Here is a 12417-nt window from a genome sequence, read left to right as displayed (position 1 = left end):
CGTCTCTCCCTGTCGTGGTCTGCGCCGGCACCGGGGGTGACCCGCTCCGCGCAGTGTGTGCACCCGCCCGGCTGGTGCCGGACTGGTTCCTGGCGGCCGCGCCTAGCCCCGGTGAGGGTTGCCGCGCGGCGTGAGCCGGATTCCGTGCGAACCCGGTTCGGGAGCGCCGGCGTCGTACCGCGCCTGCCGCAGGGTGCGCGGAGGTCGCGGCTGCGTTGCCGTCGTGCCCCAAATGATGGCAGAGGAGGTGAGCGCGCCCACAGTACGCCCGCCCCGGATTCCGGGCGCTGTCGGGTTTGTGGCTGGTAGGGCCCTCTGTCCCCGGAGGATCGTGAGTGACCGGGGCGGGCCGGACAATTTGTGTGTCGACACGCGGTGGCTCCTGGTGAACTGGCCGTCACTGAGTCAAGCTGATGATGCCGGTCGGGCGTTTCATGGGTTTATGCCCGTTTTGATCCCTGGGGGGTCGCCCGTCCCGCATCGATGATCGACGACGGACGAGGAGTGCGCGTGTCCCAGCCAGGTGAGGGTCCCACCGTGCCGCTGCTCGGCCGGCACCGTGCGGCCGGGGGCAGCTACCGTCGGGTCGTCGGGGCGCACCGTGCCCCCGGCTCCGGTGGCCCCGGGCGCGGGTACCTCTTCACGGTCGCCCTGCTCGCCGGCACCGCCTCCATGCCGATCCTCGCCGCCATCAGCACCGGGTCGGCCACCGTGGGCAGCACCGCACTCCCCGACAGCAGCACCCCGTTCATCCCCACGCGTTCCGTCGGGCCGGTGATCGTGCCGGCGACCGGCCAGCCCGCGGCCGCCCCCTCGACCCCGCCGGGCACGGCCGCGGTGCCGCAGCCCGAGCTGCCCGGTCCGGGCCTCCCCCCGCCCGCGCCCGCGCCGATCGTGCCGGCCGCTTCCGACCGGTCGGACCCCGAGTCGGTCCACCGCCCGCCGCCCCGGGTGCCGACCCTGCCCCCGCCGCCCACCGTGACCCCGACCCCCACCCCGACACCGCACCCCTCCCCGGCCCCGGCGCCGACCGGGGAACCCATGCCTCCGACCTCGCCGACGCCTTCGACCGAGCCGACGGCTACCCTCTCCGCCTCGGCCCAGGTGCCGAGCCCGTCGTCGGGCACCGAGCCGACCGCGAGCGCGGAGCCCACCGCCGGCCCCGACCCGACGACGACCGCTCCCACCGCGCCCCGGGTCGCTCCCCCGGTGTTCCCGACCGCTCCTGCGGTGTCCCCGGCGGCACCCGCCGTGCCGAGGCTGTCCCCGGCCGTGCCGACGGCGGTGCCCGGCCCGCCCACACACCGCCGCCCGGCGGCCACCACGACCAGCCACCCCAGCCCGACGCCGCAGACTCCGGCCGTACCGCCCCGGCCCACCACCGGTTCTCCCGTCGGGCCCGCCGTGGGCGACGACCGCGCACCCGCCATCCGGTGAGGCCGGTCACCGCCGGCCAACCCGGCACTCGTCAAGATCACGCTCGATCCGGGAAGCAGTGGCCTCGTGGCGCGACCGATGCCACTACTTCCCGGATCGAGCGTGACCATGGCCCGGACTCCCGGCCCAGGCCACACGGCGGCGAGCGGCGGCCGAGGCGGCAGGTCGGCGAGTGGCAACCAGGGCCGCACGGTGGCGAGTGGCGGCCGAGGCCGCAGGCCGGCGGGCGGCGGCCGGGGCCGCACGGCGGGGAGCGACAGGGCTGAGCAGACCGGATCGCCCCCCGACGGGACAGGAGCGCCTCCCTGTCACGCCCGGCCCGGGGCTGCGCGCCGCCCGCCTGGTCACCGAGCTGACCGCGCCCGCCGTCCTGGTGACCGTGTTGACCATGCTGGTCGGCTGGTTCGGCGGGAACGGGGGCGCGCACGGGCTGGCCTGGGGGCTGCTTGCCACCGTCTTCGCCAGCGGGATTCCCTTCGCGTACATCGTCGGCGGGGTACGCCGCGGGCGACTCACCGACCACCACGTCGGTGTGCGGGAACAGCGCCGGACGCCGCTGCTCTTCGGACTCGCCTCGGCGGCGGTCGGCTGGGCCCTGCTCGCCGCGTTCGGTGCCCCCCGCCCGCTGCTGGCGCTGGTAGCGGCCGGCGTGGTGGGGCTCGTGGTGGCGGTGACCGTGAGCCACTGGTGGAAGATGTCGATCCACACGGCCGTGGCTGCCGGCGCGGTGGTGGTGCTGGTGCTCACCTTCGGCCCCCCGCTGTTGGCCGCCGTGCCCGTGCCGGTGCTGGTCGGCTGGTCGCGGGTGCGGTTGCGGGCCCACACCCTGCCCCAGGTGCTGGTCGGCGGGACGGTCGGCGGGCTGGTGGCCGGAGCCGTCTACGGCGCGCTGACGTGAGCGGCCCGCCCGGCGACCCGGCCGGGCCCGCCCACGCTGCGAGCGCCCCGAGCTGACCGGCCGAGCGCCCGCTGTCCGACCGCCCGCCAGCCCGGCTGAGCGCCCGCCGAGCGCCCAGGACCAACCGGCCGAGCGCCCGCCGGTCAGCCCGAGCCTCCGCTGTGCCGGGCCGAGCGCGCGCCGGCCCGGCCCGCCCACCGGGCGAGGCCCGAGCGGACCGGGTCCAGTGGAGGGCGCCCGGCCGCGTGCGGTCAGGCCCCGTCGTCGGCGAGCCGGTGCCGGTTCGCCTCGATCCAGGCGTCGAGGGCGGCCGGGTCGTCCGGGTCCACCCCGTCGGCCATCAGCTGGGCCACCGCCGCCGTGGCGGGGCTGCGGCGCTCGCCGGTGGAGTAGAGGCGGGCGAACTCGGGGATCATCTCCTCGACGGCCGTGTCGGTGCGCTCCGCCGCCGCCTGCGGCAGCCCCTTGCGCCGGGCCGCGTAGGCCGCCCAGCCGCGCAGCACCCGGGGCAGCATCGCGGCGTCGTCCATGTCGAGCACGGCCCGCCGGTGCACCCAGTCGAGCAGGAACAGCTCGGCGACCGTGGGGCTCCAGCGCAGCGCGTCGGCGTCGGGGAAGCTCGCCGCGTGGTCGAGCAGCAGGCTGAGGCAGAAGTGCAGCGAGGCCAGCCCCGCGTCGTCGGACGGGTCGAGGTCGTAGCGGGCGGCCTCGGGCGAGGCGAGGAACGCCCGGACCAGCTCCGTGCGCTGGTCGCCGGAGAGGGGCTCGGCGTCCCGGGTGGCCCCGGCGGCCGGCGGGGGCAGCAGCGCCAGCCGGGCGCCGGCCAGCGCCCGGTCGGTGGCGAGGGACCCTTCGGCGGGCAGCTCGCCCAGGTCGTCGGTGACGGCCAGGTGCCGGCCGACCTCGCCGTGCATCCGGGCCGGATCCTCCTCCCGGAACCACGTCAGCTCGTCGCCGTCGACCATCTCCCGGACCTGCTCGACGATGCGTCCCGCCGGGCCGCCCACGAAGACGTCCTTGGTGATGCCGATGTTGTGGTCGACCAGGGCCACCAGCGCGTGCTCAGGGCCGCCGGCCGCGTCGTCGTAGGCGAACGTGGCCAGGTAGGAGGTCTGGTCGCCGTACACGTCGCCGTAGCTCCAGGTGCCGGTGAGGTGCACCCGCCCGAGGTGCGCGGACCAGGCCGGGGCCTGGGTGCCGGGGTTGACCTTCGCCGCGCCCTCGGCGTCGGGCACCAGGGCGGCGAAGACGGAGCGGATGGTCCTCGCCGCAGCCGTGCGGCGGCGGGAGGTGGCGGCGAGGAAGCCCGTGACGAACTCCCGGACGGCCGCCTCCCGGTCGGTCTCCGCGACCGAGTAGACGCTGCCGAGCAGCGCCGCGCCGAGCATCTCGGCATCGAGGGCGGTGTCGAGCCTGGTCACGTCGCGTGCGGCGTGCAGCACCGCGTCGTAGGGGGTCTGAGGCGTGGCCATGCGTCGACCCTACGCCCGCCGACGGTCCCCGAACAGCGAAGAAAGACGCCGGTCGTCAGCGGCGGGCGGCGTCCCGCAGCGCCTGCCATGCCTGCCCGTGGCGGGCCAGCACCGCCCGCACCGGCTCCACCACGTGCTCCTGCCCGACCGCGCCGACGGCGAGGGTGAGCCGCTTCTCGGCCCGGCCGCGCGCCCGGCGGGCAGCCCACCGCACCACGGGCCTGGTCGACGCGGCCACCAGCAGCCCGGCGAGCAGGCCGCCGAGCAGCAGCACGGTGGGCAGCGGTGCCTCGCCGACCCGCGGATAGTCCAGGGCGGGCAGGCCGAGCGCGCGCAGCGCGTAGCCGAGCGCGAGCCAGCCGAGGCCGGCCACGGCCGCGAGGGTGACCAGCCACTGCATCCCGCCGACGATCCGCCACCAGGCGGGCCGGCGGTCCAGCCCGAGGTCGGTCTGCGCCACCGCGCGGTCCAGGGCGTCCGGGAGGTCGCCGAGCCGGGACCGGGCGGCTGTGGTCACGGCGGTCGCCCACGGGTCGGGCAGGTCGGTGCCGGCGCGGTCGGCCACCGCCCGCACGGCCAGCCCCAGCGCCGAGCGCTGCGCTGCGCTCGGATCGGGTACGGAGGTCGCGGCGACCGGGCTCTCCGCCGGGTCGACGGCGTCGCCGCCGCCGGTGGGCGGGCCGGGCAGGTGCAGTCGGCGTAGCGGGTCGGGACGCAGCCGCCGCCAGCCGCGCACCAGCGGCCAGCCGGTGCTCGCGGCGGCCCGGTGCCGGTAGGCCCCCTCGACCGCCTCCGCCACCGCCGGCACTCCGGCCGCGCCGGCCAGCGCCCGGGTCAGCCCCGAGGAGGGCCCGGTGTCCGGCCCGCCGGTCGGGGGTTCGGCGGCGACCAGTTCCTCCAGCCCGGCGACGACCGTGTCGACGTCGCCGGCGAGGCGGCGCAGGGCGGCCTGCCGCTCGGCGACGGTGCGCTCCAGCGTCGCCCGCAGCTCGGTGATCCCGTTCGGGTCGACGGCGGTGGTGGCCAGCAGCGGCACCCCGCCCAGCTCGTCGGCGTCGAGGAGCCGGCGCAGGTCGGCCAGGACGCGGGGCAGCTCGGCCGGGGGGAGCCGGTCGGCCTGGTTGAGCACGACCAGCGTCACGTCCCGGTGCCGGTGGAACTCGCGCAGGTAGCTGGTGTGGACCACCCGGTCGGCGTACTTCTGCGGGTCGACGACCCAGATCACCAGGTCGACCAGGCCGAGCAGCCGGTCGACCTCCAGCCGGTGCGACCGCTGCACCGAGTCGAAGTCGGGCAGGTCGAGCAGGACGAGCCCGTGCAGGGCCGACTCGTCGTCGCCGTCGAGCGCGCTCTCCCGGACGAACCGGTGCCGGGGCAGCACGCCGGTCCAGTCGAGCAGCCGGGTCGCGCCGTCGAGCGGGCCCCAGACGCAGGCGTGCGCCACGCCGGTGGTGGGGCGGCGCACCCCGACCGGGGACAACTCGAACCGGGCGAGCGCGTTGAACAGGCTCGACTTGCCGCTGCCGGTGGCACCGGCGAGGGCGACGACGGTGTGGTCGCGGGAGAGCGCGAGCCGTGTGCCGGCCCGTTCGACGAGGGTGTGCGCGGGCACGAGCTGGGTGTCCGGGAGCTGGCCGTCGGCCGCTTCGAGGAACCGCCGGACGGCCGCGAGGCGGGCGATCAGCGCGTCCGGGTCGACCTGCTGGTCGCCGCGCAGCGCCTCGCGCACCCGGCCGACGAGGTTCGGGGTCACCGCGCTCCGCCTTCCGGGGCCAGAGCCGGGGGCAGGGCCGCCGCGCCGGCCGCCACGAGGCCGCTGCGGTGCCGGGCCTGCTCGACCCGCTCGGCCGCCGTCCGCAGGGCTTCTCCGGCGTCCGCCGCCGGCCGGGCGGTCGCGGTGCGGGACAGGAACCGGGTGGCTTCGGCGTCGAGCAGCTCGCGGACCCGCGCGAGCAGGTCGCCCCGGGCCTTCGCGGCCAGCGTACGCACGGCCTGGTCGCCGAAGATCGCCTGGAGTACGGCCTGCCCGGCGACCGTGGTGCCGGCCCCCGTGGCGACCTCCAGCCCGGTCGGGATGAACGCGGTCGAGGCGAACACGGCGATCATCACGGCCAGCCCGGTGGCGTTGACCGCGTACGCGGCGGTGCGGGCGACGAACCGCCGGTCGGCGCCCTCGGACCGGACCAGCTCCAGCACCCCGCGCTGCCAGTCGCGGACCAGGCGTTCGGCGCGGTCGGGGAAGTCGGTGCCCGGGTGGGCGAGCGGCGGGTCGAGCAGGGCCGCCCCGGCGGGGTGTGCCCGCCACCCGGTGTAGGCGTTCTCGGCCGCCTCGGCGGCGACCCCGCGCAGCAGCGTGACGAGCTGCGACTCGATGGCGTCGCGCAGCTCGGTGGCGGGGGCGGGCCGGCCGGTCACCGCCGCCAGGAGCCGGTCCCGCAGCCGGCCGATCCGCGCCTCCAGGGTGCGGAAGAACTCGCCGGTGCCGACGAACTCCTGCCAGCGGGCGAGCACCTCGCCGCGCAGCAGCCGGCCGTCGCGCAGCCCCTGCTCCACGACGCGTTCGGCCCCCTGGTAGGCGGCGACGACCCGGTCGTCGAGGGCGTCGGCGGCGGCCCCCTGCTCGTCGGCGGCGTCGGCCAGGCCCGCGACGGCCGGGACCAGCGCGGCCAGCGCGCCGTCGAGGGTCTGCCGGACGACGGCGGCGCGCGCCCCGGCGTCGGCGGCGAGCCGGGAGAACCAGCTTGCCAACGGGTCGGTGACCTTGTCGGGCAGCAGGCCCTGGCCGTCGACCCAGGTCTCCGGGAGGACGAACAGGGGTGCCGCGCCGAGGCCCTGCTCGGCGAGCATCTCGGCCAGGTGGGCGGCGACCTCGTCGGTGGCCTCCGCCGGGACCCGGTCGAGCACCATGGCGATCACCACCCCCCGGGCCCGGGCGGTGTGCAGCAGCTCCCAGGGGACCGCGTCGGCGTAGCGGGCGGCGGTGGTGACGAAGAGCCAGAGGTCGGCGGCGGCGAGGAGCTGGCCGGCGAGCGCGCGGTTGGCGTCGACCACGGAGTCGATGTCGGGGGCGTCGAGGAAGGCCAGCCCGGCGGGGAGCGCCGGGGCGGTGACGAGCTGGAGGGTGCCCGGATCCTCGCTCGGCTCGTTGGTGCGGGTGAGGCCGGGCAGCAGCTCGCCCTGGCGGAACCAGCCGGAGTCGGCGGGGTTGCAGACGAGCACCGGCGAGCGGGTGGTCGGCCGGAGCACCCCGGCAGCGCTGACCCGGGCCTGGACGAGGCTGTTGACGAGCGTCGACTTGCCGGCCCCGGTGGAGCCGCCGACGACCACGAGCAGCGGCGCGTCGAGCCGGGCGAGCCGGGGCAGGAGATAGTCGTCGAGCTGCGCGGTGAGGCTCGCGCCGATCTGTCGGGCGGCCTCGGCCGAGGGCAGGGCGAGCGGAAACCGGGCCGCGCCGATCGCGGCCCGCAGGGCGGTGAGCGCGGCGGGCAGGCCGTCCCCGGAAGGGCCGGACGGGTCCTCCCCGGCATCCCCCGTGCCGGTACGGGCGGCGACGGCGGGCGAACCGGTTCCGATGGCGGGATCGCCGTGCGTCGTCACCGCTAAAGCGTGCCCGACCAACGCAAGGTAAGACAACCGGGCTCCCCCGAACGCGAGGTTGCGTCGGGTCGGCTCAACTCGACTTGACGATCGCCGTACGCGTGGCACTATTGAGTCAAGTTCACTCAACTTGTGGCGAGCGAGCGGCGGGACAACCCCCGCCACCTGCTCCGACGCGAGAAGCCTCCAACGTAAGAAGCGAGGAAGCGAAGATGGCACGTGCGGTCGGTATCGACCTCGGCACGACGAACTCCTGCGTCAGCGTTCTCGAGGGCGGTGAGCCCACCGTTATCGCGAACGCTGAGGGCTCGCGGACGACCCCGTCGATCGTCGCGTTCGCCCGCAACGGGGAGGTCCTCGTCGGCGAGGTCGCCAAGCGCCAGGCGGTGACGAACCCGGACCGGACCATCCGGTCGGTCAAGCGGGAGATCGGCACCAACTGGACCGTCGACATCGACGGCAAGAAGTACACCCCGCAGGAGATCTCGGCCCGGACGCTGATGAAGCTCAAGCGGGACGCCGAGGCGTACCTGGGCGAGCAGATCACCGACGCGGTGATCACCGTCCCGGCCTACTTCAACGACGGCCAGCGTCAGGCCACCAAGGAGGCCGGCGAGATCGCCGGCTTCAACGTGCTGCGGATCGTGAACGAGCCGACCGCGGCGGCCCTGGCGTACGGGCTGGACAAGGGCTCCAAGGAGCAGACCGTCCTGGTCTTCGACCTCGGCGGCGGCACCTTCGACGTGTCGCTGCTGGAGCTGGCCGAGGGCGTCGTCGAGGTCAAGTCGACCAGCGGCGACAACCAGCTCGGCGGCGACGACTGGGACCAGCGGATCATCGACCACCTGGTGAAGACCTTCCGGGGCGAGCACGGCATCGACCTGGCCCAGGACAAGATGGCCCTCCAGCGGCTGCGCGAGGCGGCCGAGAAGGCCAAGATCGAGCTGTCGGCGGCCACCACCACCAACATCAACCTGCCGTACATCACGGCCGGTTCCGCCGGCCCGCTGCACCTGGACGTGACGCTCAGCCGCGCCGAGTTCCAGCGGATGACGCAGGACCTGCTGGACCGCTGCAAGGGCCCGTTCGAGCAGGCCGTCAAGGACGCCGGGATCAAGGTCGCCGACGTCGACCACGTCATCCTCGTCGGCGGCTCCACCCGGATGCCGGCCGTCACCGACCTGGTCAAGCAGCTCACCGGCCGTGACCCGAACAAGGGCGTCAACCCCGACGAGGTCGTCGCCGTCGGCGCGGCCCTGCAGGCCGGCGTGCTCAAGGGCGAGGTCAAGGACGTCCTGCTGCTCGACGTGACCCCGCTGAGCCTGGGCATCGAGACCAAGGGCGGCATCTTCACCAAGCTCATCGAGCGCAACACCACCATCCCGACCAAGCGCTCCGAGGTCTTCACCACGGCCGACGACAACCAGCCGTCGGTGCTGATCCAGGTGTTCCAGGGCGAGCGGGAGATCGCGGCCTACAACAAGAAGCTCGGCACCTTCGAGCTGACCGGCCTCCCGCCCGCGCCGCGCGGCGTGCCGCAGATCGAGGTCACGTTCGACATCGACGCCAACGGCATCGTGAACGTGCACGCGAAGGACCTGGGCACCGGCAAGGAGCAGAAGATGACGATCACCGGCGGCTCCTCGCTGCCGAAGGAAGACATCGAGCGGATGCGCCGCGACGCCGAGGAGCACGCCGACGACGACAAGCGCCGCCGCGAGGAGGCGGAGACCCGCAACGTCGCCGAGGCGCTCCAGTGGCAGACCGAGAAGTTCCTCGCCGAGAGCGGCGACAAGCTGCCGGGCGAGAACCGGGAGCAGCTCAACGAGGCGCTCGGCGAGCTGCGCGGCGCGCTCGGCGGCCAGGACATCGACAAGATCAAGGCGGCCCACGAGAAGCTCGCGCAGGTCTCCCAGCAGGCCGGCTCGCTGCTCTACGCGTCCCAGCAGGCCGAGCAGGGCGAGCAGCCGGGGGCGGCCGGCCCGGGTGCCGGCGCGACCGGTGGCGCCAAGGCCGGCGGCGCCGACGACGTGGTCGACGCGGAGATCGTGGACGAGGACAAGAAGTGACGATCCGCCTCGGACACGTATCGACGGCCAAGGGATGAGGTAGCCGCATGACGGAGAAGCCACGAGCCGCCGACCCGGTGGAGTCCGGGTCGACGCCGGGTGGCTCCGCGACCGCCGGGCAGTCCGCCGGTGAGCAGCCGCGGGTCGTCATCCGTGACAATCGCAAGATCAGTAAGTCCGAGGTGCCCGCCGCGGCCGACGCCGGGGCGGACACCCCGGCGGAGGGCCTGGTCGAGGACGCCGAGATCGTGGTCGACGAGATCGAGGTCGAGGCCGCGTCGGTGGACGGGCCGCCCGTCGTCGACGCCCCGGCCCAGCCGGTCGAGGGCGGCGCGCCGCCCGCCGCGGCCCCGCTCGGCGCCGAGCTGGAGGCGCTGCGGGCCGAGCTGGACGAGCGGACCCGCGACCTGCAACGGGTGACGGCGGAGTACGCCAACTACCGCAAGCGGGTGGACCGGGACCGCAGCCTCGTCCAGGAGCAGGCGACCGGTTCGGTGCTCGCCGCACTGCTGCCGATCCTCGACGACCTGGACCGCGCCCGCGAGCACGGCGACCTGGTGGGCCCGTTCGGCACGGTCGCCGAGCAGCTCACCACCGCGCTGGGCAAGTTCGGCCTGTCGGCGTTCGGCGAGCAGGGCGACCCGTTCGATCCGACCCGGCACGAGGCGGTGGCCCATCAGACCTCCGCCGACGTGACCGAGCCGACCTGCGTGCAGGTCATGCGCCGGGGCTACCAGCTCGGCGAGCGGCTGCTGCGGCCGGCCATGGTCGCGGTCGCCGACCCGGAGTAGTGCCGACCCGTGTCGTCCCGCCCGCCCGCACCGGGCGGGCGGGACGTCCGGGGTACGTCCCGTGGAAGGGGGTGGACCGGTGAGTACCAAGGACTGGATCGAGAAGGACTACTACGCCACGCTGGGCGTGCAGAAGTCCGCCTCCTCGGACGAGATCAAGAAGTCGTACCGGAAACTGGCCCGGGAGTCGCACCCGGACCACAACCCGGGCGACTCCGGTGCCGAGGAGCGGTTCAAGGCCGTCTCCGAGGCGTACGCGGTGCTCGGCGACGAGGCCAAGCGCCGCGAGTACGACGAGATGCGCTCGCTGTTCGGCTCGGGTCAGTTCCGGCGCAACGCCCGGGGTCCGGGCGGCCCCGGCGGGCAGCCGTTCGACGTGTCCGACCTGTTCGGCGGCGCGGCGGGCGGCGGTGACCGACGCTTCGGCGGGGCCGGCTTCCAGGACCTGTTCAGCTCGATCTTCTCCGGCGGCGGCGGTGCCGGCGGTCCGGCCCGCGCGCGCGGCCCGGCGAAGGGCCGGGACATCGAGACCGAGGTGGCGCTCGACTTCGGCGACGCGGTACGCGGGGTCACCCTCCCGCTGACCCTGCGCGCGCCGGGGATCTGCGACACGTGTGCCGGCAGCGGGGCGAAGCCGGGCACCTCGCCGGTGACCTGCCAGGTCTGCCACGGTGCCGGGGTGACCAACCGCAACCAGGGGTCGTTCAGCTTCTCCGAGCCGTGCCGCAACTGCCAGGGCGTGGGGACGGTCGTCGAGGAGAAGTGCCCGGAGTGCCACGGCACCGGCGGGGTCACCAAGACCCGCACGCTGAACGTTCGCTTCCCCGCCGGGGTGGCCGACGGCCAGCGGATCCGGCTGAACGGGCGCGGCGAGCCGGGCGAGCGCGGCGGCCCGGCCGGCGACCTGTACGTACACGTGAAGGTGCGGCCGGACGAGTTGTTCGGGCGTACCGGGGACGACCTGACCCTGACCGTGCCGATCACCTTCCCGGAGGCCGTGCTCGGCACGGACCTGCGGGTGCCCACGCTCGACGGCACGGTGACCCTGCGGGTCCCGCCGGGCACGCCGAGCGGCCGGGTGCTGCGCGCCCGGGGCAAGGGCGTGGTACGCCGCGACGGAAAGGCCGGTGACCTCCTGGTCACCCTCGACGTGGTGGTTCCGGCCGGGGTGTCCGACGAGGCGCGGGCGGCGCTGGAGGCGTTCGCCGAGCAGACCCCGCCGGCCGCCCGGGAACATCTCGACGCCCGGGTGCGTCGGTTCAGTTGAGCCTGCTGGAGTGTGTGCGGAGGTGAGCGGCGATGGCGGGAGAGCACGTCGGCTCGGGTGACCCTGCCTACGAGGCCAAGGTGCTGATGATCTCGGTCGCGGCGCGGATGGCGGGGATGCACCCCCAGACCCTGCGCCAGTACGACCGGCTCGGCCTGGTGCAGGCCGGCCGGGCAGCCGGCGGCGGGCGCCGCTACAGCGTCCGGGACGTGGTGCTGCTGCGCGAGGTGCAGCGGCTCAGCCAGGACGAGGGGGTCAACCTCGCCGGGGTCAAGCGGATCATCGGCCTGGAACGCCTGCTGGAGCAGGCCCAGCAGCGGATCGCGCGGCTGGAGGCCGAGCTGGACGCCGCGTACCGGCGGGTGGCGGAGCTGGAGTCCCTCGCCCGGTTCCCGGGCAGCGACCTGGTGCCGACCAACCGCACCTCCACCGCCCTGGTGGTCTGGCGTCCCCGGCGCGACCGCTGACCCGTCGCTCACCCCGCCGGAGCATCGTCGGCCCGGTCCGCTTCCCGGAACCCCGGCGCGGGCCGGGCCGGCTCCACTAACCTGCGAATCAGGCCGGCCCGCACGATCCGGGCCCACCGCGCTGGCGAGGGGGAGCCATGTCGGAACAGGCCAAGAAGGTGGCGCAGCAGGCGGAGGAGCGGCTCGACCGGGTCGCCAGGTCCGCCCGGCAGCGGTTCGACAAGATCACCGAGGGTCGGTTCACGGACAAGGTCCGGGAGGGCCGGTTCGCCGACCGGGGCGACGGTGCCGACCGGGGCCGGGCCGACCAGGGCTCCGGGCAGGCCGACCGGCGCTCCGGGCAGGGTGCGCGGGACGCGCGCGGCGGGCAGGGCACGCGCGGCGAGGGGCACGGCGGATCGGCCGCCTGAGGCGGCCGC

The 12417-nt window shown here is 75.3% G+C and carries 10 protein-coding genes; 7 read left to right on the top strand and 3 right to left on the bottom strand.

All coding sequences use genetic code 11. From position 1 onward, the window contains the following. The first annotated feature begins 510 nt into the window (after positions 1–510). Together LPU61_RS19150 and LPU61_RS19145 are read left to right on the top strand one after the other, a co-directional pair. Entirely contained in the window at positions 511–1437 is a 927-nt protein-coding gene (locus LPU61_RS19150) for a hypothetical protein (RefSeq protein WP_229405669.1), read from the top strand. Between the two features lie 373 nt (positions 1438–1810). Further along, on the top strand, positions 1811–2335 hold the full coding sequence (locus tag LPU61_RS19145; protein ID WP_229405668.1) for a phosphatase PAP2 family protein: 525 nt from the start codon (positions 1811–1813) through the stop codon (positions 2333–2335). 251 nt (positions 2336–2586) lie between these two features. Here the strand turns inward: LPU61_RS19145 and LPU61_RS19140 are convergent, their stop codons facing one another. Genes LPU61_RS19140 through LPU61_RS19130 form a run of 3 tightly spaced genes read right to left on the bottom strand, consistent with a single transcriptional unit; the run spans position 2587 to position 7404 of the window. Further along, on the bottom strand, positions 2587–3807 hold the full coding sequence (locus LPU61_RS19140) for a hypothetical protein (RefSeq protein WP_043961127.1): 1221 nt from the start codon (positions 3805–3807) through the stop codon (positions 2587–2589). Positions 3808–3862: 55 nt separating this feature from the next. Further along, complete coding sequence (locus LPU61_RS19135; protein WP_229405667.1) at positions 3863–5560, bottom strand: GTPase; 1698 nt, start codon at positions 5558–5560, stop codon at positions 3863–3865. Beyond that, positions 5557–7404 carry a GTPase domain-containing protein gene (locus tag LPU61_RS19130; RefSeq protein ID WP_229405666.1) on the bottom strand — a complete coding sequence of 616 codons (1848 nt, stop codon included), beginning with the start codon at positions 7402–7404 and terminating at the stop codon, positions 5557–5559. The genes LPU61_RS19135 and LPU61_RS19130 overlap by 4 nt, the downstream gene beginning before the upstream one ends. Positions 7405–7616: 212 nt before the next feature. Between LPU61_RS19130 and dnaK the strand changes: the two genes are divergently transcribed. From dnaK to LPU61_RS19105, 5 genes are all read left to right on the top strand, one after another. Beyond that, a complete protein-coding gene (gene dnaK, locus LPU61_RS19125; RefSeq protein ID WP_043961130.1) occupies positions 7617–9473 on the top strand; it encodes a molecular chaperone DnaK in 1857 nt (618 codons plus the stop codon). A gap of 47 nt (positions 9474–9520) precedes the next feature. Beyond that, the gene (gene grpE, locus LPU61_RS19120; RefSeq protein ID WP_043961131.1) at positions 9521–10264 is read left to right on the top strand and encodes a nucleotide exchange factor GrpE; all 744 of its coding nucleotides are present in this window, start codon (positions 9521–9523) and stop codon (positions 10262–10264) included. A gap of 79 nt (positions 10265–10343) precedes the next feature. After that, positions 10344–11531 carry a molecular chaperone DnaJ gene (dnaJ, locus tag LPU61_RS19115; RefSeq protein ID WP_043961132.1) on the top strand — a complete coding sequence of 396 codons (1188 nt, stop codon included), beginning with the start codon at positions 10344–10346 and terminating at the stop codon, positions 11529–11531. A 32-nt stretch (positions 11532–11563) separates the two neighbouring features. Then, positions 11564–11998, top strand: a complete 435-nt coding sequence (locus LPU61_RS19110) for a heat shock protein transcriptional repressor HspR (protein ID WP_043961133.1) — start codon at positions 11564–11566, stop codon at positions 11996–11998. A 137-nt stretch (positions 11999–12135) separates the two neighbouring features. Then, a complete protein-coding gene (locus LPU61_RS19105; protein WP_229405665.1) occupies positions 12136–12408 on the top strand; it encodes a hypothetical protein in 273 nt (90 codons plus the stop codon). The last annotated feature ends 9 nt before the right edge of the window (positions 12409–12417 follow it).

The organism is Micromonospora sp. NBRC 110038, from assembly GCF_020884815.1.
GTDB lineage: Bacteria > Actinomycetota > Actinomycetes > Mycobacteriales > Micromonosporaceae > Micromonospora > Micromonospora haikouensis.
This window is presented reverse-complemented; position numbering and strand designations above follow the sequence as displayed.

Excerpts from the sequence above, each read along its gene's own strand:
- LPU61_RS19140 (WP_043961127.1), bottom strand. The coding sequence starts at position 3,807 with ATGGCCACGCCTCAGACCCCCTACGACGCGGTGCTGCACGCCGCACGC.
- dnaK (WP_043961130.1), top strand. The coding sequence starts at position 7,617 with ATGGCACGTGCGGTCGGTATCGACCTCGGCACGACGAACTCCTGCGTC.
- grpE (WP_043961131.1), top strand. The coding sequence starts at position 9,521 with ATGACGGAGAAGCCACGAGCCGCCGACCCGGTGGAGTCCGGGTCGACG.
- LPU61_RS19110 (WP_043961133.1), top strand. The coding sequence starts at position 11,564 with ATGGCGGGAGAGCACGTCGGCTCGGGTGACCCTGCCTACGAGGCCAAG.
- LPU61_RS19105 (WP_229405665.1), top strand. The coding sequence starts at position 12,136 with ATGTCGGAACAGGCCAAGAAGGTGGCGCAGCAGGCGGAGGAGCGGCTC.